The organism is Nocardia macrotermitis (assembly GCF_009604405.1).
GTDB lineage: Bacteria > Actinomycetota > Actinomycetes > Mycobacteriales > Mycobacteriaceae > Nocardia > Nocardia macrotermitis.
Genome location: NZ_WEGK01000001.1, coordinates 272,251 through 296,823 on the forward strand (window position 1 = coordinate 272,251; position 24,573 = coordinate 296,823).

Sequence of the window (24,573 nt, forward strand, 5' to 3'; positions counted from 1 at the left end):
GAATCGCCGAGTCGGCTCGGTACCTCACGCCGCGCGCCCCGACCAGCCAGGCGTGCAAACCAGCTGCCGATCACACGAAACCGGCAGGTCGGCGCGCGAGCCGGTCTCAACCCGCCGCAGCCGGTTCGGTGGTCGCCGAGGACACTCCCCGGGCATCGATCTCCACGCGGCGGTACGCGTCGGGTTCGACGATGACGATGGTGGCGGCGCACCCGCGGCCGGGTGGCAGCACGCGGACCGTGACCCGGCCGTGGGTCACCGAATCCAGGTATGCCACAGCGGTTTCCACGATCGTGGCGCGCAGCGCGTCGTTCTCCGCGTCCGGTCCGGCGTCGTCGAGCAGGGTCAGGCGCACGCCCCGGACCCGGGCCGCGCGCGCCGCACGCACCAGCTCGGGATCGGCAAGGCCGGGGGCGCGTAACCGGTCGCGCAGTTCGGCCTCGAGCAACCGGCATTCGCTCACCTGCTGCGGACTCAGCGGGCGGCCCGCGGCGAGGAATTCCAGCATCGGACGCGCGGTGGTCGACAGGTAGGCCATCTGACTGCGACGTTCGTGGCTCTGCGCCGCCGCCCGCGCCTCGGCTCCCGCGTGCCGGGCGATATCGGCGCGCGCGCCGTGATACGAGCGCAGCATCGGGCGCATGTAGAGGGTGAACGCGACTGCGGCCAGCACCGTCGCCCCGGCCACGGCGGTGCCGTTCACCGCGGCATGCGGCGAGCCGCCCGAGACGTAGTACCCGGCGCCGGCCGCCACCAGCGCCACGCACGTCGCCGCCACCCGGACCCGAATCGCAAGCAGCGCAAGCACATACGAGTACGCCACCAGCACCCAGACCGCGTGGTGCGCCTCGGACGGACCCAGGTTGACGATGATCGCGGCGAGCGAACCCATCGCGACGACCGACCAGGTCGCGGGCCGGGGCAGCGGATCGTCGCGCGGGATCAGCACCACCGCGCCCGCGACGGCGACCAGCCCGAATCCGGTGCACGCCACCAGGAAATCACCGCTGGGCAGGTACCCCACCAGCAGCATGCCCACCGCCGACCACAGCAGCGCCATCATCACGATCCCCGACAGCCCGCGCACGCCGATCAGCGCGGGCGGGCGCGGCGGCTGCGGATCGGTGTGGGTCCAGCGCAACGTCACCGTCGTGCCCCGGCCCGGGGCCGAATCGACCTGCGCGTCACCGCCGCGCAGGCATCGCATCCGCCACAGGATGCTCTGCCGCACTCCCAATCGCTCCACACTCACCCGGTCGACCTCGAATCCGGCCCCGTCGTCGACGATCCACACCACCACACCGCCCTCGTCCGCCACGATCCGCACCAACCGGGTGACCACGCGTCCATCGGGCGCGGCATGCCGCAGGCTGTTGCGCGCCGCCTCGCCCAGGGCCCCGGCGAGCGCGGTCGTCACCTCACGCGGTATGCGCAGCTCACCGGCCCGATCGGCGAGATCGACCAGCACCGGCAGTCCGTGTTCGTCCGCCTCGCCGCGCAGCACCTCGATCGCCTCGAGTACCTCGCCGGTGTCCTCGAGACGGTATTCGTGCGGGCTGGTGTCGAGTTGGCGCAGGGTGCGCCGGGCCGAGCGACGCAGCCGCTCGACGGTGCCGCCGCGCGCGGCGTCGAGCAGGGTGGCCAGCACGTTGTCGTGGATCAACCCGGCGAACCGGGTGCGTTCGCGGTCGGTGGCCTCCGCGCCCGCCGCCACGGTCGCCTGCCGCACCACGATCGCGGTCGCCGCGTCCAGTTCGATCGCCGCGGCCAGCACCCGCGCCGCGGTCCACCCCAGAAATCCCTGCACGACCCAGGTCCGCAGCAGGTTCTCCAGGACGGTGTGCCATCCGGTGCCACCGGAGACGTACGCGTCCACCACGGCGGCCACCACACCCGAGACCAGCAGATTCACCGGCCACCAGCGGGGCCAGGCCAGCACCCCGGCCACCGCGGTCGCCGCGACCAGCGGCGGCAACCAGGTCCCGGACGGTCCGAAACAGCCGTACCCCCCGGCGATCGGCAAGGCGGTCAGCGCCGCCAACATCACCGCCGCCAACCACCCCGCCAGCACCCCGACCGCCCGACCCCCCACCGTCAACGACGCCACGACCAGCCCCACCCCCGTCACCACCAACTCCGTCACCGCCGCGGGCGTCCACCAGATCTGCACCATCCGCACCTGCCCGACAATCACCGACAGATGACTCGACACCCACAGCACCGCCCCCACCCCGGCCGCGAACCCCAACGCCCGCCGCGCCCGCTCCTGCGCCCTGCCCCCACGCCCCACCCCGCCCGGAACCGGAAGCGCCCGAGCAGCACCCCACCGCCTCGGATTCCAGCCCACGCCCCCATCATCACCCATGACCCCCGCCCCCGCACCGACAACCCGTCAGCCCCATCCCCCGACGGTGCGTCCTCACCCGCGACAGCTACGCCACATCCGATGACGCACCCACCCATCGTCGCGACCGCTCACACCCGAGCCACCCATTCGGTCGACATCCTCGCCCTGCCGACGGCGGCCGCGAAAGTCACCGTGTCGATTGCCAATTCGGAACCGCGTGAACAGCCGGTACAGACACGCCGTGCCCGGACGCATCGAGATGCGTTGTTACGCACCACTTTCAGGGCTCGACACAAGGACACCGGAAGCGCCTCGGCGGCAAGCAGATCCACCCGGCACCGATCCTCCGGCCGTGTCACCGGCCGCCGGGCGAATACCGATCAAGCCGCCATCACCGCCCCCGCGCGGGCACCGTGGCCCGCCCCGGACGGAGCACCCTGCTCCGTCCGCGCACACCCGTGCCCAGCTACTCCCCGGCTGCCCTGTTCCGTGTGCCGCTGGGTTGTGAGCCGATGGGCACGATGTCGACCACCCGCGTAGGTGAATCATCCTCGTGCGTACGCCGATTACGCGTGACAGGAGCGGAATGGACTGGTGTGCAACGGATCATGCGCCCGCGGCCACCTCACGGTCACGACCACCGGCGAGTTCATGTGCGGCGCAACCGAATACCCGGCCTCGTTCGACAGCTCAGTGCTGGTGGTCTTCGGCGGGGGTGGTGGCGTACCGGGCCATCACCTCGACGACGTTCTCCGGGGTCATGGGTTCGCCCGCTTCGATCATGGCGCGCAGGTCGCGGAAGTACTGCACGTAGAGATCGGGGGTGAAGGTGTTGAGCATGACGGCGGGTTCGTCGAAGGGGTTGGCGAAGGTGTGGGGCGCGCCGGGCGGGACCATGACCAGGGTGCGGGCCGGGACGTCGTGGTCGGTGGCGCCGACGGTGAAGCGGACCTTGCCCGAGACGACGTAGAAGCCCTCGTCGTGGCGGGCGTGCCGATGCTGCGGCGGGCCCTGGGTGTGCGGGGCGACCTCGATCTCGGCGACGCCGAGCCGGTGGTCGGTGGCGCTGCCGTCCTCCAGGATCCGCAGCACGACCGGGCCGGTCAGTGCGACCTCGGCGTTGTCCTGTCCGGTGATCAGTACTTCGGTCACAGTCGTTTCCTACTTTCCGGTTCCGAAGGCCGCCAGGACCTTCACCAACTGTTCGGGGGTTTCCAACTGCGGCAGATGCCCGGTCTCGGGCAGCAGCTCGTAGCGCGCGCCGGGGATCGCCGCGGCGAAGGCCCGGCCGACCTCCGGCAGCGCGATCCGGTCGCTGACGCCGCTGATCACCAGCACCGGCACCGTCACCGCGGCCAGCCGCTCGGTCAGCGTCGGATCGGTCATCCGCTCACCGCCGTACACCTGCAAGCTGATCCGATTCCCGGCCATCGCCTCGACCTGCTGCGGGGTGAAGGTGGACGGATCGATCCGGAAGGCGTCGGGCCGGTGGTAGCTGTAGTCGGCGATCTCGTCGAGTCGCAGCCCGAAGAAGTCCACCGGCGTCACCCCGGGCACCTCCAGCCCGACGGCGCAGACCAGCACCGCGGCGGCGAGCCGATCGCTACCCCGCGAGGCGATCTCGGCGGTGATCCAGCCGCCGATCGAATTGCCGATCACGGTCACCTCGTCCAGCCCGAGCTGGTCGAGCAGGGCGATGTAGACCTCGGCCAGATCGCCCATCGTCGCGACCGCCTCGGGCCGGGGCGTTCCGCCGAAGCCGGGGTGCACCGGGGTCAGCACCCGCACCGACTGCTCCCGTGCGTAGCGCTCGGCGAATTCCTGCACCGACTGCGGGCCCGCGCCGCCGTGCAGCAGCAGATGCACCGGGCCCGAACCGGTTTCGGTCACCGTGACGGGCACCGAACCGATGCCCGGAACCTGAATGTCATACGCAGCCATGATGACTCCTTGTTCGTGAGAGTGGACTCTCATCAAAGTAGACCCACCCCCGGCTTTATGCAAGTCCACTCTCACGAAGAGAGTATGCTCTCGGTACAGACCAGAACGACCACGGAGGTGAGCGCGGTGACCCGACCGGCCGAATCCCCAGCGACATCCACACCGACCAGCGGCGGACGCGCGAACCAGAAGGAACGCACCCGGCGCGCGATCCTGGACGCGGCGCGCACCCTCATCGACGCGGGCGGCGAGGTGACCATGCCCGAGGTCGCCCGCAACGCGCGCGTCTCCGAGGCCACCGCCTACCGCTACTTCCCGGATCTACCCACCCTGCTGCGCGAGGCGATGCACGAATCGTGGCCCGGCGCGGAGCAGATCATGGCCCCGGTCGCACACCTCACCGATCGCGCCGACCGGGTCGCGCACGCCACCGAATACCTGCTGCGACACGTGCACACCCACGCCGCGGCGGTGCGCGCGACCATGGCCGCGGCGATCGTGCGCCCCGCCGAAATCCTGCGTCCCGGTTACCGTCTCGGACTCATCGAGGCCGCGCTCGCCCCCGTGGCGAACCTCCCCGCTGAGACGCTGACGCAAATGCGTCAGGACCTCGCCGTGGTGATGAGCGCAGAGGCATTCTTCACACTCACCGATTTGTACGGAATGTCTTCCGAAGACGCGATCGCCAGCGTAGTATCTACAGCCCGCATCGTCACGGCGGCCCGATTACCTTGACGCGCAACCGATTCGGGGACCAAAGTCCCTGTTCACAGCGGTTACCCAGGCGTACGATCACCGCGCGGCGCCACGCGCACCCGCCCGTGTCCATACCTCTGGACACCGGATGCGAATTCGCTTGCCACACCGGCGAAATGCGCTTGCTGGCAGGATGCCAATCCCTCGAGCAGCCCTGGAGACCGCACACCGTTCCACCGCCCCACTGTGCGGATTCGAAGCGCCCCGACCCGTCATCGCCGATTGCCTGCCAGTAGCCACTGCCCGAAATGCGTGTCACCACGCATTCGGATACCTTGTCGGCCAACACAACTCATCGAGACAGCTTCCGGTCGAATCGGATGCCGAGCGGCGTTCGCAAAGATGCATCCGGGCCCTCACTTGGCTAGTTTCGGACTGAACCCCACGCGGTCGTGGTCCGGTTCCCGAAATATCCCGATGAAGGAGCACCGTGCGCATCCTGCTGGTCGCCAGCGCATTCAACAGTCTCACCCAGCGCGTTCACACCGAGCTGCGGGACCGACATCACATCGGGGTCGAACTGGCCCTCGGCGACGATCTGCTGCGGGCGCGCGTGGATTCCTTCCGACCCGATCTGATCCTGGCCCCGATGCTCACCACCGCGATCCCCGAGGACGTCTGGACCCGGTACCCGGTGCTGATCGTGCACCCCGGCCCGATGGGCGACCGCGGCCCGTCCTCCCTGGACTGGGCCATCTCCGGGGGCGCGACCGAATGGGGTGTGACCGTCCTGCAGGCCGTCGCCGAGATGGACGCGGGACCGATCTGGGCCAGCGTCCCGTTCGAGGTCGCCGACTGCGGTAAGAGCGAGCTGTACCGCAACGAGGCCGCCGACGCCGCGGTGCGCGCGGTGCTGCTCGCGGTTGAGCGTTTCGCCGGCGACTACGAGCCCGAGCCCCTCGACTACACCCGCCCCGACGTGCGCGGACAGCTGCGCCCGTACCACTCCCAGCAGTACCGCCGGATCGACTGGTCCACCGAGAGCACCGCGGCCATCCTGCGCAAACTGCGCGCCGCGGACTCCCAGCCCGGCATCGTCGACGTGCTGTTCGGCCGCGAGTACTTCATCCACGGCGGCCACCACGAGGACAAGTTGCGCGGGGTGCCCGGCGCGATCATCGCCACCCGCGACGGCGCGGTCTGCCGCGCCACCGTCGACGGCGCGATCTGGATTCCGCAACTGCGCCCGCGTCGCGTCCCCGGCGGCCCGGCCACTTTCAAACGCCCCGCCGCCGACGTGCTGGCCGCCGAACTCGGCGACGTCCCCGAGGCCCCGATCACCCCGGCCGAGGCCGCCGATCGCGACACCTGGTCCGAACTGCGGTATCGCGAGGAGGCCGGGGTCGGCTACCTCGAATTCGCCTTCGCCGGCGGCGCGATGGACACCCGGCAGTGCCGCCGCCTGCTGGACGCCTATCGTCAGGCCGCGCGCCGCCCGGTGGACGTGCTGGTGCTGGGCCCGGCCCGGGACTTCTTCTCCAACGGCATCCACCTGAATGTCATCGAGGCCGCGGCCGATCCGGCGCAGGAGTCCTGGCGCAACATCACCGCGATGGACGATCTGGTCGAGGCCATCCTGACCACCACCGACAAACTCGTCATCTCCGCCCTGACCGGTAACGCCGCCGCCGGTGGCGTGATGCTCGCGCTGGCCGCCGACGAGGTGTGGTGCCGCGAATCGGTGGTGCTGAACCCGCACTACCGCCTGATGGGCCTGTACGGCTCGGAGTACTGGACCTACTCGCTCCCCCGGCGCGTCGGCGCGGCCGAAGCCGCCCGGCTCGCGAGTACTCCCCTGCCGGTCGGCGCGCGCGAAGCGGTGACCCTCGGGCTGGCCGACTACGCGGTTCCCGGCACCGCCGACGACTTCTGGACCTGGGCCCGGCAGGAGGCCGCCGCCTTGGCCGCCGCGCCCGAACTGGCCGAGCGGCTGCTGGCCAAGAAGCACCGCCGCGCGTCCGACGAAGCCGCGAAACCCCTTGCCGCATACCGGGAAGAGGAGCTGACCGAGATGCACCGCAACTTCTTCTCCCCGAACGAGAGCTATCACCAGCTGCGGCAGAACTTCGTCTACAACGTCAGCCCGATGGTCACACCGGCGTACCTGCTCGGGTGAACGCTCGGTTCCACCCACTCGACTAGTTGAACCGGATCCGCAGGGTCCGGGTTCAGGAAATTTGGAAGTGTCACGTGTTGGAACTCGACTACTTCAGCTACGGCTGGGTGACCCCGGCCCTGGCGTACGTCATGTCCTTCATCGGCTCGGTGCTCGGACTGCGGTGCACCTTCCACGCCCGCGATTCCGAACATCCCGGCGGCTGGCTGGTGGCCGCGGCGATCTCGCTCGGCGGCGCGGGCATCTGGGTCATGCATTTCACCGCGATGCTCGGCTTCTCCATCCACGGCGCGGCCATCCGCTACGACCTGCCGTTGACGCTGCTCAGCGCGGTGGTCGCGATCGTGGTGGTGTGGATCGGGTTGTCACTGGTGGTGCGCTGGCGGCGGGAGGCGCTCGCGCTGCCGATCGGCGGGGCCATCACGGGACTGGGCGTGGCGGGCATGCACTACCTGGGCATGTTCGCGATGCAGTCGGATGTCGACATGCACTACAGCGTCTCGGTGGTGCTGCTGTCGGTGCTCATCGCCGTCGTCGCGGCGACCGCGGCGCTGTGGTTCATGCTGCACGTCAAGGGACTGGGGGCGACGTTCGGCGCGGCCATGATCATGGGTCTGGCGGTGTGCGGCATGCACTACACCGGCATGGCCTCGATGTCCGCGGAGCGGCCCACCGGCCACGGCGGCATGGTGATGAGCAGCGGCGGCGTGGATCCGGTGCAGCTGCTCACGCCGCTGATCATGACCGTCACCCTGGTCACCATGATGCTGATCGTGCTGGTCGGCGTCGCGGAACTGGACGAGCGCGGCACCGCCGAGGCCGAAGCCGCGGTCGCCGCGATGCCGTCGGTGACCACGTCCCGCGCGCTGAGCACCGATCCGGCCGCGTTGCCCAGCAGTGGACGGTCCTGGCCGCGCACCGCACCCAGCGACGACTGACCGCACATCACACCGGGAAGTCCGAGGTATTACGCCGAGAAGTTGCCGACCGGGCGGCGACCCACGAAGGTGGAATGCGGTGCCGCGGTTCTCATCCGCCGCGGCCGGGGCCCATCCCGGACCTCAACGGACGCGAAGGAGTAGACCGTGCGCTTCGGCATCTTCATCCCCCAGGGCTGGCGGCTCGATCTGGTCGGTATCGAGCCCGCCGCGCAGTGGACGGTGATGCGCGATCTGGCCCGCCGGGCCGACGCCAACGACGACTGGGAGTCGCTGTGGGTGTTCGACCACTTCCACACCGTGCCCGCGCCGACGACCCAGGCGACCCACGAGGCGTGGACGCTGATGTCGGCGTTCGCGGCCAGCACCGAGCGGATCCGGCTCGGCCAGATGTGTACCGCGATGAGCTACCGCAATCCGGCCTATCTGGCCAAGGTCGCGGCCACCGTGGACATCATCTCCGGCGGCCGCGTCGAGATGGGTATCGGCGCGGGCTGGTACGAACACGAGTGGCGCGCATACGGTTACGGCTTCCCCGGCGCCGGTGAGCGCCTGGCCCGCCTGGACGAGGGCGTGCAGATCTTCCGGCAGGCGTGGACCACCGGCGAGGCCACCCTGGACGGTAAGCACTATCAGGTCGACGGCGCGATCGTGCGTCCGCTTCCGTTGCAGGACGGCGGAATTCCGCTCTGGATCGCCGGCGGCGGCGAGAAGGTGACGTTGCGGATCGCCGCGAAGTACGCGCAGTACACCAACTTCAGCGGTGAGGACTTCGCCCGCAAATCCGAACTGCTGCGCGGACATTGCGCCGAGGTGGGCACCGATTTCGACGCCATCGTGCGCAGCGCCAACACCACCGTGGTGACGGGTGCGAACGAGGCCGAGATCCAGGATCGCCTGACCGCCTTGCGGACTCGCCTGGTGCCGGTGCTGGGTCAGGATGCGGCGACCACCTGGATCGACAAGGCCATCACCCCCGGCACGCCCGATCAGCTCGTCGAGAAGCTGGGTGCGCTGCGCGATCTGGGTATGGGTTACGCGATCCTGAACTTCCCCGAGGCCGCGTACGACACCTCGGGGATCGAGCTGTTCGAACGCGAGGTCATTCCGGCGCTGCGCTGACGCGTCCGGAATCTGCTGTGCCGGAGGGTGATACGTCACCCTCCGGCAGTGTCATCTCTGTTCACGGTGCGCGAGCCGTCGAAGACTCGCGCCCGCAAGTGGATTCAGCGGTTGTAGACCAAACCGTTTGCGGTCGTGAGCAATTCGGCCAGTTCCGCGCCCTGCGCCTGATCCAGGTCCGCGAACGCCGGGGCGATCAGCTCATCGGTCAGCGCCTCGGCCGCGTCCCAGCGCTGCCGCAACTCGGGGGTGATCTCCTGATACGGCTCGGGCCATCCGAACGACCGCGCCTGATCGGGGCCGCTGTTCTTCGGTGAGCCCCCGATCAGCACCGCCTGCTGCGGCGTCAGCCCGCTGGCCCGCACCGCGATCAGATGCAGCCCGCCGCGCAACTCGCGCAGCACCTGGATCAACTGCATCGCCCGCGCCGGATCGTCGGCGGCCTGCGGCAGCGCCCGCCAGCCCGCGAACAGCGCCACCCCGGCCGGATCCGCGGCCGCCGCGACGGGAGCCAGCAATTCGGCCAGCCGCCCGGCGCCGTCGAATCCGCCCAGTTTGCGACGCCCGAAATCCTGGCACACGCCCAGATAACCTGCCGCCGCCTTCTCCGCGGGCAGCTCGAGCGACTCCCAGGCCCGGCGCACGACCTCGCCCGGGAAGAAGCCGAATGCCGAGGTCACCACGTCGGCATCGACCTCACCGAGCACACCGCCACGCCCGCGGACGTACGGCCCGAGAAATTCCGTGGCCCCGACCGCGGCGCCGAACGCCTTGGCCTCGCGGGAGAACATGAACCCCGCACCGATCGTCTGAATCTGCATCTTGACCGCGGCGGCTGTGGACACAGCGCGTCCCCTTCCCTCGTCGAACATCCTGCCCCGGAGCGTATCTCACTATTGTCCGCTAATGCCAGAGCGCTGGCCGGAAATACCAATTGAAAGTAACGGTGTCAACCAACCACCGATAAGCGACCCGAGGGATCGAATATCCTCGGGGCCGGGCCCGGGAAACACTCCATGCGAAGTGAGCGACGTTGGAACATCACCTCGGCGCGACCGCACCCGACCCCGGTGCCGACCGCGCAACGGCAACGCAGACCGCGTTGACGACCCTCGTCGCGCATTTTTCGGCCGAATGGCGCGGCGCGGACTCCCCGCCCGACCTGTCCGCCCACCTCCCCGCGGATCCGAGCCTGCGCCGCTCGGCCCTGATCGAACTGATCAAGGTCGACCTGCACGAACGCTGGCGCCGCACCGACGACGCGCTGCGCCTGGCCGACTACCGCGCCCAATTCCCCGAACTCGCCGACACGCCGCTGCCCCCGGACCTGATCTACGAGGAGATCACCGCGCGCAGCCGCCACCACGAGGTCGATCTGACCGAGTACGAACACGACTACCCGACCCAGATGGCCCGCATCACAGCCGATTCCGGGCCCAGCACGCTGGCCCGCGACGCGCCCGATCGGGACAACCCGCGCAGTACGGTGCTGGCCGACCCCACCGCCCTGGACGCGCTGGACACCATCAATCCCGGTGCCACCGTCGGCGATTTCGATCTGTTGCTGCCGCTCGGGCAGGGCGCGTTCGCGCGCGTGTTCCTGGCTCGCCAGCGTTCGATGAGCCGGATGGTCGCGGTGAAGATCTCGCACGACCGCGGCGCCGAACCGCAGACGCTGGCCCAGCTCGACCACGACCACATCGTGCGGGTGTTCGACCAGCGCCAGATCACCGACCAGCGGCTCAAGCTGATGTACATGCAGTACGTACCCGGCGGCACCCTGCTCGGGGTGTTGCGCATGATGCGCCGCACCCCGCCCGCCGAACGCAACGGCACCCTGCTGCTGGAGGCCGTCGACGCCGCGACCACCACCGGCGGCATCCTCGAACCGCAACGCTCCCCCGCCCGCGCCGAACTCGAACAGCTCAGCTGGCCCGAGACCGTCGCGTGGCTCGGCTCGCGTCTGGCCGCCGCGCTGGACTACGCGAACCGGCGCGGGGTGCTGCATCGCGACATCAAACCCGCCAACGTGCTGCTCACCGCCGACGGCCAGCCCAAACTCGCCGATTTCAACATCAGTTTCAGCCGCCATCTGCCCGGCGCGAGCCCGGTCGCGTACTTCGGCGGCTCGCTGCCCTACATGTCCCCCGAACAACTCTCCGCGATCCATCCCGGCCTGACCGCCTCGGCCGCGGAGCTGGACACCCGCAGCGATCTGTACGCCCTGGGGGTCGTGCTGTGGGAATTGCTCACCGGCGCAATCCCTTTCGACGACGAACCCGGATGCGGGGAAACCGAGCACTCGTTGCAGGCGATGATCGACCGGCGCGGTGTCCCGATCGCCCGGCGCTACCAGGATCAGCTGCCGCCCGACACTCCCGCGGTGCTGCGGCACGCGCTGCTGACCTGTCTGGCGTCCGATCCGGCCGACCGCTACGCCACCGGCGCCGAACTGGCCCAGCAGCTCGAACTCAGCCAGGACCGCACCGCCCGCGACCTGGTCGACCCGCCGACGAACAGCCTGCGCGCGCGGCTGCGGATGCGGCCGATGCCGGTGGTCACGCTGTCCAGCATCTTCGGTCAACTGCTGGCCGGGCTGTACATGGGCGCGCACAACGTGCGGCTGGTCGAGGGGCAGTTCGGCAGCGCCGCCGCCGAGGCGGTGACGCGGCTGGGGCTGGCCGCCGCGCTGATCGCCTATCCGCTGGGGATCGCGGGGCTGCTGTACTGGTGTCGGCAGGTGTTCCTGGTGCCCGACGGGTTGCGCCGCGGCCGCCGGTACGACGAGACCACTCTCGCGCAGGCGCGCGCCGACACGCTCGCCTGCGGTGACCGGATCGCGGTGGTGGCCGTTATCGGCTGGCTGGTGGTCGGGGCGGTGCTGTTGATCCGGCTGCACCGGTACGGGCCGGTGTCGGCGGGCCTGCTCACCGATCTGATCGCCTCGCACGTGGTGGCGGCGGCAGTTGCGGTGGTGTACACGTACTTTCCGGTCACCTTCTTCGTATTGCGCTGGTACTACCCGGGTCTCGTGGCCGCCGGGCACACCAATCCCGTCGAGGCCGGGCGGTTGCATCGGCTGATCCGGCGCAGCCGCGTCTATCTGGGGATCGCGGCGTCGGTGCCGTTGATCGGGGTGCCCGCCGGGCTGGTGTTCCTGACGCCCGAACAGCAGCAGTCGGTGATCGGGCCGATCGTAGGGCTGTGCGTCGGTGGGCTTTTCGCGTTCGCCATCGCCCTGCGCACCTTCTACGCGCTGGACGCGGATCTCAGCGCGTTGAACCGGATCATGGACCCGCATCCCCATCAGCGCGGCTGACCTGCCCTGGGCCGGTGCGGATTCGGTGGCAGCCGCCCCGGAAGCCGCCCTCTCGCACGGCCGTTCGACACCCCATGACCAAGATCGGCTACTCTCGAGGCGGTGCTAGGACATTCACATGCGACCAGCGGCGCGCTCGCGTGGGCCGGAGCCGCTGCCGCGCTGCCGCTTTCGATTCTGACCTTCCCGGTCGCGCAGGCCGGACATATCGGCACCGTCGATCTGGTGATGGGTACCTTCCTCACCGCGGGCGCGGCACTGCTGCCCGACGCCGATCATCCCAGCGGCACCATTTCCCATGTGCTCGGCCCGGTCTCGCACGCGGCCTGCAAAGTGATCTCCGAGGTGTCCGGTGGACACCGGCACGCGACGCACTCGTTCGCCTTCGTCATCGCCGTCACCGCCGGAACCTGGGCCGGTGAGCACTGGCTGCACCGCTGGTTCACCCTCGCGCTGGTCTTCTTCCTGCTCGCCCTCGCGGTCCGTGCCCTGAACCTGTGCCCTCCCGGCGACGGCATCCGCTCCTACGGCACCATCGTCATCCTGGCCGGCGCGGGAACGTTCGCCATGGACCAGTGGATCTCCGACAAGCCGTCCTGGCTCCCCTTCGCCGTCGGCCTCGGCTCCCTGGCCCACCTCGCGGGCGACTGCCTCACCGACCGCGGCTGCCGCCTCTTCTGGCCCTTCAAACTCCGCACCCGCATCCCCCTGGTCGACCGCACCGGCAACAAACTCGAAACCTGGATCCTCTCACCACTTTTCGTCCTCGGCACCTGCGCCCTCCTCTGGTACACCATCATCCACCACCCCTGACACCTGATACCGAACAACCGGCCCCGCCGAAGCAGATCCCGCCGCGACGACGAATACGCGGCGGGATCGGTATTCAGCGGCAGATTTCGGAGACGATTCCGTTGGCCCCGGTGTAGATGTTCGAGTCGGAGACCAGGCCCTCCATCTTGGGATGGTTGTTGGCATTGTCCGCCACGACGTAGTCCCAGATTTCGGTCATGCCGGATCGGCCGTACACCGCTTGCCCGACCCGCTGGCAGACGATATGGACAGTCGAACCTTCGGGGAGGTATCCGACCGGTTTGCAGTTGGTCGAGGGCGACTGCACCGGGTGGTAGCAGTCGCGCACGGTCGCTCCGCCCACCTTCACCGGAGCCAGCCGCCAATCCGCGGAAGCAGTTCCCGAGGAACTGATCAGGGCCGCGCTCAGTGCCACAGCGACACCGAGAATCTTCACTACCGTCGGCAACCGATTACCCGGTTTCCCATTCGCATGATCGACAATGGTTCGCATCCAAGCCTCCTACGACTCACCCCTGTCCGACAGCCACCCGCAGGCTCACCGCGAACTCGGCTCTACCTTCCGAAAACAAGCGTAGGTACGGCACCTAACCCCTCATATCCTGCGAATAAACGACATTCGGCAGCCTTCCTCCGGCAGCGGATCACCCCGCGCCACACCGTCCTCCACCTTCCCGGCCACCGATCCGGACATCACCGCCGCCACCGTGATCACGCGCAATCTGCTCGGGGCCAACGACTCCCGGCGACAGGCACGCACGGATCGATTACGCTGTCGCGAAGCACAACCGTGGAACACGGTGGCTCACAAGGGGGAACAACACTGTCTTTGGATATTCTGCCGCGATTCGACAGCACCGCACTGCTGGAATCCGGTGTGCGGCAACGATGGTCGAGTGGCGCGGTGCTGCTGCACGAAGGGGACGAATCCGATCACGTGCTGGTGATCGAGTCCGGGCGGGTGAAGGTGAGTTCGTCGGCGCCGAGCGGTAAACAGGTCGTCCTGGGTATCCGTGGGCCCGGTGATCTGCTCGGCGAACTCGCCGCCATCGATGCGGAGATCCGCTCGGCGACCGTCACCGCGATCTCACCGGTCACCGCAACCGTGGTGCCGGGCAACGCTTTTCGCGCACTGTTGATCAGCGACGGCGCGTTGACGTTCGATCTGTTGCGCACCGTCGTCATCCGACTGCGCGAGGCGGACAAGCACCGCCTCGACTACGGCGCGTACAACGTCACCGAACGCCTGGCCCGCCGCCTCCTCGAATACGCCCAGCGCTACGGCCACACCGAGGACGACCGGGTGATCATCGCCCTGTCCCTGACACAGACCGAACTGGCCGACGCGGCCAACGCCTCCCGCGAAGCAGTTGCCAAGGCATTCAAGCATTTACGCGATATCGGCGCGATCAGAACGGCCCGCCGTCGCGTGGAACTGCTGCGCCCCGAACTGCTCGTCGAAATCGCCGAAGGTTCGCCGAATGTGTATTCGGACGCAGACACACGCCATCCCCGCCGATAAACCTGGGGAGCACCGCATCCGCGAGCCCCGTACGAACCAGGAGAAGTAATGCCCGAACCCACCCTCCGATCGTTTCTCGTCGTCGACGTCGAAAATTCCGAATCCCTGACCAATGTGCAGGGCGAGGCGATGCGCGCAACGCTCTACCGCATCATCGAGGACGCCCTCTCATACACCGAATCCCTTGTCGCTCGGGAAGATCGCGGCGACGGCGCGCTGCTGATCCTCGACGTTCCGGTCCTGGACGTCCTGGATCGGGTCGTCGGAGCGATGCTGACCGGCGTGCACGACCACAACAGCGCGGCAGGCCCGATGAACTGGCTGCGGCTGCGCATCGCGGTCCACGAGGGATATGTCGGAAGAGACGACAAGGGCTGGTCCAGTGACGCGTTGACCACGACGTTCCGGATGAACTCGGCGGACGGGGTGAAATACGCTCTCGAACACGCATCCCGTGCGGACGCGGTCGTGGTCGTTTCGGACCCGGTTTTCAGCGGCCTGGTCCGGCACAGTTACCGCGCCACCGTGACACCGGACGAATATGCCAGCGTCACAATGCATTCGAAGACCAACAAGCAGCGAATCTGGGTTCGCGTACCGGGTTATCGCCAGCCTCCACTGCCGCAATCCGATTCCACCCCAGCAGGATCCACACAGAGGTCCGCCGGCAGCCACGACACACCGGCCCCGAGGCCGGACAACGCCACCATCTACACCAGGAACTTCATCGGCGGCAACGCGGTTATCGGCACCCAGGTGGGTGGCGACAACATCAACGGACAACCATGAACGACGCCGATCCCGAAACACCGCCCGGAAATGATCGGGCCGACCGCAAGGGCACCGAGCCACCCGCCGCCGTTCCCCCGAAGCCAAGCACCGACGCCGACCTGAGCGCATCCGCCGCTGAGAAGGACGAGAAGAACAAAGAGCACGATCCGGCACAACAATCCGAGGAAACCACCGACGACGACTTCCTCGACGAGACTCGCGCTACGGCCGCGAGTATGTACGAGGCGATCGGCGCAATGCGCGGATTCCCAACCGGAACGCGACATGTCACCGTCCACGCCACCAATTTCATCGGTGGCGATGCGACCATCGGCACCCAGGTCGGCCGCGACAACCACGGGGGCTCCACGCCCCATCGCACCGTAGCGCGCGGCGAGGTCACAGCCGAACGGCTCGAGCGCATCCGCCGAATCTTCGTGGAACCGAAGGCCTTTCAAGTCATACGCCGCAGGATCGGCACGCAGCCGCTACTACTGCTACGGGCTCCGGAGGGCTGGGGACGCACAACGGTCGCACTACGCGCACTGCACGAAGAGTCCACGACGAGTGTGTACACACTCGAACCCGATGTGGAACTCCGCACACTGGAGTTCGAATTCTCCGCGCACACCGGATATTTGATGGATTCCTTCGGCCCCGTTCAGGCCGCTCACCTACATAGATTCCACCTCGAACAGCTCAGCGGCAGGCTGAGCGAGCAGCACTGCCGACTGATCGTCCTACTCGACGACACGACCGTGCTTCCGCCCGACCTCGGTGACTTCCTGCTCGATGCCGGTGACCCCGCCGACGCGACCGAACTGGTCCGAAACCATGTGCGGTACCGCCTCGACCGCGATCCGGCCGAGTTGTTCGAGCTACCCGACGTGAGCGAACTCCTGGACAGATACAACCAGGATCGCCCAGCCGCGCGCGTGCTCGCACAACTGGGCAACGAGCTGGCCGAGGTCGCAGATGGACACGTCGAACTGGCCGAGATCACCGAACGGCATCTCGCGGCGATCGGTGCGGATTTCCGGCAGTGGTTCGACGAACAGCCCGGTGTGGAAGCACGCGCCTTCACGATCGCATTGGCGGTCTTCAATGGAATGCCGCTGCATATGGTGTCCGACGCGGCGCACACGCTGGCCCGAGTCATCGCGGCCGAAGAGCAGCCCGACCAGACACCCGCACGACAGGTGTTCGGATCACGCAACAGCGACCTCATCACAGCCGCGCGGGCACGGTCGTATCGATCGACCGAGAACACCGTCTACGGCGAAATCCCGGTCCACGCAGTTGAATTCACCGATCCCAGTTATCCACCCAAAGTTCTCGGCAGCACCGACCTCAGGATCTGTGTGCACGCCGGAGTGGCGGCAGGTCTGCTGTCCACCTTCGAGTTCGAACATGCGCGCACAGTGGTTATCGAACCGTGGGCACGAAGCGGCACCCGCTACGATCGGACCGCCGCGATGGCGGCGTTGCAGATCCCTTTCCTGTATTCCGATCTCGCACCGCTCGTTTCGCGAATGCTCGACGCCTGGCTACAGCGCGACCAGCCACTGGCACTGCGCGTCACCGCCACCCGAGCCCTGGGCAGCGAGATCGGGCAGGCGACGCCCGAGACTGCCATCACGCGGCTGCGACGGGTGGCGCGTAGCACCAAATTCTCACTCCGGTTGGCCGTATCGTTCTCGATGGCTCAGCTGTTCTGGTCACCCGGACTGACAGACCGAATCCTGGCCGAGTTGCTGCGCTGGACCAGGCCGATGGCTCGTCCCAGATTGCGCGACACCGGCCTACGGTGCGTACTGGCCTCGAGCCGCTACCAGCTGGTACAGACCGAGCAGAGTCTGCGCGAGTGGCCGGTGGCAGTGTGCCTGAACGGAACACGCCGCGAGGCCATCGTCACCTTGTTCGCGCGCCTGCTCGAAAGCCCCGACCATCCGCCCGAGACCTATAACGAAATCCGGAGCTGGGTCCGCATCGCAGAGCAGGACCCGAATCTGCGCGAACCACTCGCCCGGTTCCTGCTCGATCTCGGAAATGCCATACAGGACAACGAGATTCTTCCCTACCACCTGAAGGAATGGGCCACGGAGCCCAACGGTCCCCGGCGCGCGGTGCAGGACCTGCTCGCGACGCTGGATTCGATGGGCCGATCCGATTCGAAAGAGCCCGACTCGAAAGAAATCGACTCGAAGGAATGAAAAGAATGAACGCGAACCCGCCGATGCTGGTCCGGTATCTGGCGATGTCCGGCGAGAACTGGCGGCAGTTCCGCCCGCAGTCGGACGGATACTGGCTGACCGTTTCACTCGACCGGAACGGCCGTCTGACACCGATCGAGCAGAAGCCTGCCATCTCATTCGGAAACCGTCCGATCGGTATTTTCTGGGTGAACGTCGCGGTCCATCACGCCTCCTTCCGGGTCGAAGTACCCACCTCCGAGCACGCGCTCAACTTCCTCGTCGAAACCCACTTGTCCTGGCGGATCACCGATCCGATGCAGGCCATCCGTGACAACGTGCGGGCCGCCGAATTCGTCTATCGGCCGATCGTCGAACAACACCTTCGAACATTGGGCCGCGGGTTCGACATCGACCACTTCCTCGACGCCGAACAGTATGTGAATTCCTATTTCGCTTCCCGCCGGATCGAGCTGGGCCATGGACTGACGCTGCTGGAGTGCCGGGTGCAGCTGCGCCCGGACGCGGAAACGCTCGACCACCTCCGCAACCGGACCCTGGACCGCCGAGCCACGGAGCGCCGACTCGCCGAACACAACGTCGTACTGCGCGACGCCGAACTCGAGTACGAGGAGAACGATGCCGGACACAGTCTGAATTTGCAGTCCGCAAAGTTCGAGCACGAGATCGCCAATGTGAAGGGCCAGAACTACATCGAACGCGAACAGATCCGGATGGCGCACTATCTGCAAGCGCTGCGCGAGGGCGATCTCACTATGTTCGCACTGCAGTTGGCTTCCCGCAGGGACGATGTCGGCAAGGTGATCGCGCAACTAGCCGTCCAGCACGACATCAACAAGCAGAGCGCACGGGAGATCATCACTCTGCTGCTGGGCAAGGGAATGTTGAACAAGCGGGACGGCGACCGGATCCTGGCGAAGGTCAACGCACTCATCGACAGCGCCACCAAGCCGACCACAGTCGCGGATTCCACCTCGAAGCCGGATATCGAACTGACCTCGTCGGCGATCATCACCGACACCGCGGCGCTGAGCACCCCGGACACCGAACCGGAGGACGACGAGGAAGAAGACGAAGACGAAGGAATCTGATCGGATTCCACTGTGCACCAACAGAATCCCCACCATCCCTCACCCCCCGACCCCGGACACCGACGACACCACGAACCACCCCACGAACACCACCGAACTCACCGCACTCCACCGCAACGCCACCACGAACCTCCGATACTTCCCCCGCGCTACTTCGGCGAGCACCGCCGCCTCCCGCCACGCCTGATCCGCCAGCACCGCGACATCGGGCCGCCGGTCGGTCTCGGTGGGAAAGGTCGGGAAGCTGAACCAGTTCCCGGCCCCCGCGCCGCGCAGATCCGGCCGCAACGTCGCGGCCAGGTACGCCATGCACACCAGCAGTGAGACCGCGAGGACGACCCCGATCGCGCAGGTGAGCACGGTGGTGTGGGTGCGGGCGGTCGCGACCAGCCCGGTCAGGGCGAATCCGTTGGCGGTCAACAACAATCCGACCTTCACATCGGCCGCGGCGATGACGCGGTTGATCTCCGAGACCGTGCGCAGCGCCGTGGACAGGTCCTCCGCCGCGGCGAGCCGCCCCATCCGGAGTCTCCCGCGAACCGTTTTCCCCAGAGCAGATTTCATATGACGAGAACACCAGTGCGCCCCGAGGCTTTCCACGTACAAATGCACATTCGGCGGTCGACGCCCGCCACATACCGTTCGGGCGGCCCGTCGAACTGGGCTAGTCTCCTCACGTGAGCGATCGCGAGGAACTCGACTGGCAACTCTTCGGCACCGCGAGCCGCGAGCTCGCCGAGATGGTCGCCGAGGATGGTTTCGAACCCGATCTGATCCTGTCCATCGCGCGCGGCGGACTGTTCGTCGCCGGCGCGCTCGGATACGCGCTCGACGTCAAGAATCTGCACGTCATGAACGTGGAGTTCTACACCGGCGTGGATCAGCGCCTGGATCTGCCGGTGATGCTCCCGCCGGTCCCCTCGGCGGTGGATCTGGCGGGCGCGCGGGTGCTGGTGGCCGACGACGTCGCCGACACCGGGGCAACCCTGCGGCTGGTCCGCGATTTCTGTGCCGACAAGGTGGCCGAGGTGCGCTGCGCGGTCATCTACCAGAAGCCGCGTTCGGAGGTCTCCTGCGAATACGTCTGGCGCAACACCGACCGCTGGATCAACTTCCCGTGGTCGGTGCTGCCGCCGGTGGTGAAACGCGAACCCCGCGTGGTCGACGCGTGAGCTGATCCCGGGACCGCCCGACGCAGCCCCGGGATACGCGAACTGTCCTACACCACCTGGGCGGAGACGATGGTGACCGCCTCGACCGGGACGTCGCGGTGCCCGGCCTTGGAGGTGGTGGCCACGCCCTCGATCGCGTCGACCACCTCCGAGCCGGTGGCGACCTTGCCGAATACGGCGTAGCCGAAACCGTCCTGGCCCGGGTAGTTCAGGAAATCGTTACCGGCGGTATTGATGAAGAACTGCGCGCTGGCCGAATGCGGGTCCGAGGTGCGCGCCATGGCGACGGTGTACTTGTCGTTGCGCAACCCGTTGTTCGCCTCGTTCTCCACTTTGTTCGGCGTGGGTTTCTGACTCATATCCGCAGTCAGCCCGCCGCCCTGAACCATGAATCCGGGGATCACCCGATGGAAAATGGTGCCGTCGTAATGGCCCGATTTGACGTAGTCCACAAAGTTCGTGACCGTCTTGGGCGCCTTGGTCTCGTCGAGCTCCAGGGCGATGTCACCTGCTGAGGTTTTCAACAACACTGTGGTCATCGCAACATCGTATGGCAGCGCTCGCCGACCACCCCGACCGACCACTACCAGCGTGATCCCGGGCGCGAAAAGCTCACTCCCGGTACAACTCCAGCGGCAGCCCGTCGGGATCGGCGAAGAATACGAACGGCTTTCCGGTGTATTCGTCGACCCGTATCTCCTCGGTGTCCACGCCGCGCGCCCGCAATTCCCGTACCGCGGCGGCCACATCGGGCACCGCGAACGCCAGATGCCGCAAACCGCACGCCTCCGGACGCGAGGGCCGGGCGGGCGGATCCGGAAAGGAGAACAGTTCGAGCTGCGATCCGTCCGGTAATGCCAGATCCAATTTGTACGAATCGCGTTCGGCCCGATAGTTTTCCGCCACCACCCGCAAACCCAGCACCTCGGTGTAGAACGCTTTCGACACGCCGTAATCCGAGGCGATGATCGCGGCGTGGTGGATTCGTCGCAGTTCCATTCCGCCGACGCTAATCGAGTGCCTCCCGCATTCGCCGCTCCCACCCCCGGCTCGCACGTACGATCGGGCGTATGACCGGTAGCCCGACCGAGGAGCAGCGCCTACAGGACCTCGCCCGCCTGCGCAGGGTGCGCGACCGGATCGATCGGGAGTACGCGCAGCCGCTGGACGTCGAGGCCCTCGCCCGCGACGCGCACTTCTCGGCCGGGCATCTGAGCCGCCAATTCCGCCTGGCCTACGGCGAATCGCCGTACTCCTACCTGATGACCAGGCGTATCGAACGCGCGATGGCCCTGCTGCGCCGGGGCGATCTGAGCGTCACCGAGGTCTGCTTCGCCGTCGGCTGTTCCTCGCTGGGCACGTTCAGCACCCGGTTCAGCGAACTGGTCGGTGTCTCCCCCAGCGTCTACCGCCGCGAACAGGCCGACGCCACCGCGGGCATGCCCTCGTGTGTAGCGAAACAGGTGACCAGACCGATCAGGAATCGAGAAGCTTCGGTAACCGACCCGCAACTAGCCTGATCGCCATGGATATCACCATTCACTCGAGTTTCCTGCCGCAAACCGACCCCGAGGCCGCCCTGGCCTTCTACCGCGACGCGCTCGGCTTCGAGCTCCGCAACGACGTCGGCTACAACGGGATGCACTGGCTCACCGTCGGCCCCGCCGGACAGCCGGGTATCAATGTGGTGCTGTATCCGCCGCAGGCCAGCCCCGGCATCACCGACGACGAGCGGCGCACCATCACCGAGATGATGTCCAAGGGCACCTACGGCAGCATCCTGCTGGCATCCAAGGATCTGGACGGCAGCTTCGAACGCGTCAAGGCCACCGGCGCGGAGGTCGTCCAGGAACCGACCGAACAGCCGTACGGGGTGCGGGACTGCGCCTTCCGCGATCCGGCCGGGAATATGGTCCGGATCCAGGAACAGAGCTGACCGCTTCGCCCCCACCCCGATTCCGGGCCGTGCCCACGGCCGCGACGAGCAGATGAGGACACGATGACCAAGGCCGCGAGGACGCCCGCGCGCAGCGACCGGACACTCCCGCCCGTCGCCGACACCCACGAGGTGATCCGGGTGCTCGGCGCGCGGGTGAACAATCTGCGCGATGTCAGCGTCGAGCTGCCCAAACGCAGGCTCACGGTGTTCACCGGTGTCTCCGGGTCGGGGAAGAGTTCACTGGTCTTCGGCACCATCGCGGCGGAATCGCAGCGGCTGATCAACGAGACCTACAGCGCGTTCGTGCAGGGTTTCATGCCGACCCTGGCGCGGCCCGAGGTCGACGTGCTCGAGGGGCTGACGACCGCGATCAGCGTGGATCAGCAGCGGATGGGCTCGGATCCGCGTTCGACGGTCGGCACGGCCACCGACGCCAACGCCATGTTGCGGATCCTGTTCAGCCGCCTCGGCAGCCCGCATATCGGTTCGCCGCAAGCGTTTTCGTTCAATGTGGCCTCGATCAGCGGCGCGGGCGCGGTCAGCGTGGAACGTGCCGGACGCACGATCAAGGAGCGGCGCAGTTTCAGCATCACCGGCGGCATGTGCCCGCGCTGCGAGGGCCGCGGCGCGGTCAACGACATCGATCTGACCCAGCTCTACGACGACACCAGATCCCTGCGCGAGGGCCCGTTCACGATCCCGGGTTACAGCATGGACGGCTGGTTCGGGCGGATCTTCATCGGCTCGGGCTTCTTCGATCCGGACAAGCCGATCAAGAAGTACAACAAGCGGGAACTGAACGACCTGCTCTACAAGGAACCGACCAAGATCAAGGTCGAGGGCATCAACCTCACCTACGAGGGGCTGATCCCGAAGATCCAGAAGTCCATGCTGTCCAAGGACGTCGACGCGATGCAGCCGCACATCCGCGCCTTCGTCGAGCGGGCGGTCACCTTCACGATCTGTCCCGAATGCGACGGCACCCGGCTCAGCGAGACCGCCCGATCCTCGAAGATCGAGGGCATCAGCATCGCCGACGCGTGCGCGATGCAGATCAGCGATCTCGCCGACTGGGTGCGCGGCCTGGACGAACCGTCGGTCGGCCCGCTGCTGGAATCGCTGCGCGAAACCCTGGACTCCTTCGTGGAGATCGGCCTGGGCTATCTGAGCCTGAACCGCCCCTCGGGCACGCTGTCCGGCGGAGAAGCCCAGCGCACCAAGATGATTCGTCATCTGGGCTCGGCACTCACCGATATCACCTACGTTTTCGACGAACCCACCATCGGCCTGCACCCGCACGATATCGAGCGGATGAACTCGCTGCTGCTGCGCCTGCGGGACAAGGGAAATACCGTGCTCGTGGTCGAGCACAAACCCGAAACCATCGCGATCGCCGACCACATCGTGGATCTCGGACCGGGCGCGGGTGCGGCGGGCGGCACCATCTGTTTCCAGGGCACCCTGGAGGAGCTGCGCGCCAGCGACACCGTCACCGGCCGGCACCTGGACGACCGCGCCGGGGTCAAGGCGTCCGTGCGCACCCCCACCGGCGCGCTCGAGATCCGCGGCGCGACGGCGAACAACCTGCGCAAGGTGGACGTCGACATCCCGCTCGGTGTGCTGGTCGTGATCACCGGCGTCGCCGGATCGGGCAAGAGCTCGCTGGTGCACGGTTCGATTCCGGCGGGCGCGGGCGTGGTCTCGGTCGACCAGGGGGCGATCCGCGGTTCGCGACGCAGCAATCCGGCGACCTACACCGGCCTGCTGGAACCGATCCGCAAGGCGTTCGCCAGGGCCAACAGCGTGAAACCCGCACTGTTCAGCGCGAATTCGGAGGGCGCGTGCCCGGCGTGCAACGGCGCGGGCGTCATCTACACCGACCTGGCCATGATGGCCGGGGTCGCGACCACCTGCGAGGAGTGCGAGGGCAAGCGGTATCAGGCCGCGGTGCTGGACTACCACCTCGGCGGCCGCGATATCAGCGAGGTGCTCGCGATGTCCGTCGCCCAGGCCGAGGAATTCTTCGGCGAGGGCGAGGCGCGCATTCCCGCGGCGCAGAAGATCCTGCGGCACCTCGCCGACGTCGGGCTCGGCTATCTGCGCCTGGGGCAGCCGTTGACCACGTTGTCCGGCGGTGAGCGCCAACGGCTCAAACTGGCCACACACATGGGTGACAAGGGCGGCATCTACGTCCTGGACGAACCGACCACCGGATTGCACCTGGCCGATGTGGAACAGTTGCTCGCGCTGCTGGATCGGCTGGTCGAGGCCGGGAAATCGGTGATCGTGGTGGAGCACCACCAGGCCGTGATGGCGCATGCGGACTGGATCGTGGATCTGGGACCGGGCGCCGGGCACGACGGCGGGGCCATCGTCTTCGAGGGCACGCCCGCTGATCTGGTCGCCGCCCGCTCCACCCTCACCGGGCAACATCTGGCGACCTATGTCGGAAGCTGACCGCACCGCGAGCCACCACTCCCGCGAACAGCAGCGGGTGCCGGATGGCGGCGGCC

22 protein-coding genes are annotated in these 24,573 nt (G+C 67.5%); 14 read left to right on the top strand and 8 right to left on the bottom strand.

Going from position 1 to position 24,573, the window contains the following annotated elements:
• Positions 1 to 106: 106 nt before the first annotated feature.
• The 3 genes from NRB20_RS01175 to NRB20_RS01185 form a co-directional block, all read right to left on the bottom strand.
• A complete protein-coding gene (locus NRB20_RS01175; RefSeq protein WP_153407303.1) occupies positions 107 to 2,365 on the bottom strand; it encodes a sensor histidine kinase in 2,259 nt (752 codons plus the stop codon).
• Positions 2,366 to 3,037: 672 nt separating this feature from the next.
• A complete protein-coding gene (locus tag NRB20_RS01180; RefSeq protein WP_319944295.1) occupies positions 3,038 to 3,499 on the bottom strand; it encodes a cupin domain-containing protein in 462 nt (153 codons plus the stop codon).
• Between the two features lie 9 nt (positions 3,500 to 3,508).
• Positions 3,509 to 4,288 carry an alpha/beta fold hydrolase gene (locus NRB20_RS01185; protein WP_153407304.1) on the bottom strand — a complete coding sequence of 260 codons (780 nt, stop codon included), beginning with the start codon at positions 4,286 to 4,288 and terminating at the stop codon, positions 3,509 to 3,511.
• A 126-nt stretch (positions 4,289 to 4,414) separates the two neighbouring features.
• On the opposite strand from NRB20_RS01185, the gene NRB20_RS01190 reads away from it, so the two are divergent.
• The 4 genes from NRB20_RS01190 to NRB20_RS01205 all read left to right on the top strand — a co-directional run bounded on the left by NRB20_RS01190 (position 4,415) and on the right by NRB20_RS01205 (position 9,220).
• Positions 4,415 to 5,023: a TetR/AcrR family transcriptional regulator gene (locus tag NRB20_RS01190; protein WP_319944296.1), complete on the top strand. Its 609-nt coding sequence runs from the start codon at positions 4,415 to 4,417 to the stop codon at positions 5,021 to 5,023.
• A gap of 451 nt (positions 5,024 to 5,474) precedes the next feature.
• Positions 5,475 to 7,160 (top strand): hydrogenase maturation protein, encoded by a 1,686-nt coding sequence (locus NRB20_RS01195; protein ID WP_319944297.1) that lies wholly within the window; start codon positions 5,475 to 5,477, stop codon positions 7,158 to 7,160.
• Positions 7,161 to 7,234: 74 nt separating this feature from the next.
• Complete coding sequence (locus tag NRB20_RS01200) at positions 7,235 to 8,098, top strand: MHYT domain-containing protein (protein WP_319944298.1); 864 nt, start codon at positions 7,235 to 7,237, stop codon at positions 8,096 to 8,098.
• A 147-nt stretch (positions 8,099 to 8,245) separates the two neighbouring features.
• Complete coding sequence (locus NRB20_RS01205; RefSeq protein ID WP_319944299.1) at positions 8,246 to 9,220, top strand: LLM class F420-dependent oxidoreductase; 975 nt, start codon at positions 8,246 to 8,248, stop codon at positions 9,218 to 9,220.
• 104 nt (positions 9,221 to 9,324) lie between these two features.
• Here the strand turns inward: NRB20_RS01205 and NRB20_RS01210 are convergent, their stop codons facing one another.
• Positions 9,325 to 10,065 (bottom strand): SCO6745 family protein, encoded by a 741-nt coding sequence (locus NRB20_RS01210; RefSeq protein ID WP_319944300.1) that lies wholly within the window; start codon positions 10,063 to 10,065, stop codon positions 9,325 to 9,327.
• A gap of 188 nt (positions 10,066 to 10,253) precedes the next feature.
• Between NRB20_RS01210 and NRB20_RS01215 the strand changes: the two genes are divergently transcribed.
• Both NRB20_RS01215 and NRB20_RS01220 read left to right on the top strand, forming a co-directional pair.
• A complete protein-coding gene (locus NRB20_RS01215; RefSeq protein WP_153407307.1) occupies positions 10,254 to 12,539 on the top strand; it encodes a serine/threonine-protein kinase in 2,286 nt (761 codons plus the stop codon).
• A 102-nt stretch (positions 12,540 to 12,641) separates the two neighbouring features.
• Positions 12,642 to 13,352, top strand: coding sequence for a metal-dependent hydrolase (locus tag NRB20_RS01220; protein WP_319944301.1), 711 nt, complete (start codon positions 12,642 to 12,644; stop codon positions 13,350 to 13,352).
• 73 nt (positions 13,353 to 13,425) lie between these two features.
• Here the strand turns inward: NRB20_RS01220 and NRB20_RS37435 are convergent, their stop codons facing one another.
• Positions 13,426 to 13,845, bottom strand: a complete 420-nt coding sequence (locus tag NRB20_RS37435) for a hypothetical protein (protein ID WP_194289679.1) — start codon at positions 13,843 to 13,845, stop codon at positions 13,426 to 13,428.
• A 336-nt stretch (positions 13,846 to 14,181) separates the two neighbouring features.
• On the opposite strand from NRB20_RS37435, the gene NRB20_RS37440 reads away from it, so the two are divergent.
• Genes NRB20_RS37440 through NRB20_RS01240 form a run of 4 tightly spaced genes read left to right on the top strand, consistent with a single transcriptional unit; the run spans position 14,182 to position 18,949 of the window.
• Positions 14,182 to 14,874, top strand: coding sequence for a Crp/Fnr family transcriptional regulator (locus NRB20_RS37440; protein WP_194289680.1), 693 nt, complete (start codon positions 14,182 to 14,184; stop codon positions 14,872 to 14,874).
• A 48-nt stretch (positions 14,875 to 14,922) separates the two neighbouring features.
• Complete coding sequence (locus tag NRB20_RS01230; protein ID WP_153407309.1) at positions 14,923 to 15,663, top strand: hypothetical protein; 741 nt, start codon at positions 14,923 to 14,925, stop codon at positions 15,661 to 15,663.
• Positions 15,660 to 17,858 carry a hypothetical protein gene (locus tag NRB20_RS01235; protein ID WP_153407310.1) on the top strand — a complete coding sequence of 733 codons (2,199 nt, stop codon included), beginning with the start codon at positions 15,660 to 15,662 and terminating at the stop codon, positions 17,856 to 17,858. The genes NRB20_RS01230 and NRB20_RS01235 overlap by 4 nt, the downstream gene beginning before the upstream one ends.
• 5 nt (positions 17,859 to 17,863) lie before the next feature.
• Complete coding sequence (locus NRB20_RS01240; RefSeq protein ID WP_153407311.1) at positions 17,864 to 18,949, top strand: hypothetical protein; 1,086 nt, start codon at positions 17,864 to 17,866, stop codon at positions 18,947 to 18,949.
• Between the two features lie 39 nt (positions 18,950 to 18,988).
• On the opposite strand, the gene NRB20_RS01245 is transcribed toward NRB20_RS01240, so the two are convergent.
• The gene (locus NRB20_RS01245; RefSeq protein WP_153407312.1) at positions 18,989 to 19,471 is read right to left on the bottom strand and encodes a hypothetical protein; all 483 of its coding nucleotides are present in this window, start codon (positions 19,469 to 19,471) and stop codon (positions 18,989 to 18,991) included.
• Between the two features lie 155 nt (positions 19,472 to 19,626).
• On the opposite strand from NRB20_RS01245, the gene NRB20_RS01250 reads away from it, so the two are divergent.
• Positions 19,627 to 20,121 carry a phosphoribosyltransferase gene (locus NRB20_RS01250; RefSeq protein WP_319944302.1) on the top strand — a complete coding sequence of 165 codons (495 nt, stop codon included), beginning with the start codon at positions 19,627 to 19,629 and terminating at the stop codon, positions 20,119 to 20,121.
• A 47-nt stretch (positions 20,122 to 20,168) separates the two neighbouring features.
• Here the strand turns inward: NRB20_RS01250 and NRB20_RS01255 are convergent, their stop codons facing one another.
• The gene (locus NRB20_RS01255; protein WP_153407313.1) at positions 20,169 to 20,660 is read right to left on the bottom strand and encodes a peptidylprolyl isomerase; all 492 of its coding nucleotides are present in this window, start codon (positions 20,658 to 20,660) and stop codon (positions 20,169 to 20,171) included.
• 73 nt (positions 20,661 to 20,733) lie between these two features.
• Positions 20,734 to 21,120: an SMU1112c/YaeR family gloxylase I-like metalloprotein gene (gene gloA2, locus NRB20_RS01260; RefSeq protein ID WP_153407314.1), complete on the bottom strand. Its 387-nt coding sequence runs from the start codon at positions 21,118 to 21,120 to the stop codon at positions 20,734 to 20,736.
• A gap of 71 nt (positions 21,121 to 21,191) precedes the next feature.
• Here gloA2 and NRB20_RS01265 point away from each other — a divergent pair, with 71 nt between their 5' ends.
• The 3 genes from NRB20_RS01265 (at position 21,192) to NRB20_RS01275 (ending at position 24,517) form a co-directional block, all read left to right on the top strand.
• Positions 21,192 to 21,641, top strand: coding sequence for a helix-turn-helix transcriptional regulator (locus NRB20_RS01265; RefSeq protein WP_153407315.1), 450 nt, complete (start codon positions 21,192 to 21,194; stop codon positions 21,639 to 21,641).
• Between the two features lie 5 nt (positions 21,642 to 21,646).
• On the top strand, positions 21,647 to 22,057 hold the full coding sequence (locus NRB20_RS01270) for a VOC family protein (protein WP_153407316.1): 411 nt from the start codon (positions 21,647 to 21,649) through the stop codon (positions 22,055 to 22,057).
• Positions 22,058 to 22,120: 63 nt separating this feature from the next.
• Entirely contained in the window at positions 22,121 to 24,517 is a 2,397-nt protein-coding gene (locus tag NRB20_RS01275; protein WP_153407317.1) for an ATP-binding cassette domain-containing protein, read from the top strand.
• Positions 24,518 to 24,573 lie beyond the last annotated feature (56 nt).

Coding starts and splice junctions, on each gene's coding strand:
- NRB20_RS01175 (WP_153407303.1), bottom strand. CDS start 2,365: ATGGGTGATGATGGGGGCGTGGGCTGGAATCCGAGGCGGTGGGGTGCT.
- NRB20_RS01185 (WP_153407304.1), bottom strand. CDS start 4,288: ATGGCTGCGTATGACATTCAGGTTCCGGGCATCGGTTCGGTGCCCGTC.
- NRB20_RS37435 (WP_194289679.1), bottom strand. CDS start 13,845: ATGCGAACCATTGTCGATCATGCGAATGGGAAACCGGGTAATCGGTTG.
- NRB20_RS01230 (WP_153407309.1), top strand. CDS start 14,923: ATGCCCGAACCCACCCTCCGATCGTTTCTCGTCGTCGACGTCGAAAAT.
- NRB20_RS01235 (WP_153407310.1), top strand. CDS start 15,660: ATGAACGACGCCGATCCCGAAACACCGCCCGGAAATGATCGGGCCGAC.
- NRB20_RS01240 (WP_153407311.1), top strand. CDS start 17,864: ATGAACGCGAACCCGCCGATGCTGGTCCGGTATCTGGCGATGTCCGGC.
- NRB20_RS01245 (WP_153407312.1), bottom strand. CDS start 19,471: ATGGGGCGGCTCGCCGCGGCGGAGGACCTGTCCACGGCGCTGCGCACG.
- NRB20_RS01255 (WP_153407313.1), bottom strand. CDS start 20,660: ATGACCACAGTGTTGTTGAAAACCTCAGCAGGTGACATCGCCCTGGAG.
- gloA2 (WP_153407314.1), bottom strand. CDS start 21,120: ATGGAACTGCGACGAATCCACCACGCCGCGATCATCGCCTCGGATTAC.
- NRB20_RS01265 (WP_153407315.1), top strand. CDS start 21,192: ATGACCGGTAGCCCGACCGAGGAGCAGCGCCTACAGGACCTCGCCCGC.
- NRB20_RS01270 (WP_153407316.1), top strand. CDS start 21,647: ATGGATATCACCATTCACTCGAGTTTCCTGCCGCAAACCGACCCCGAG.
- NRB20_RS01275 (WP_153407317.1), top strand. CDS start 22,121: ATGACCAAGGCCGCGAGGACGCCCGCGCGCAGCGACCGGACACTCCCG.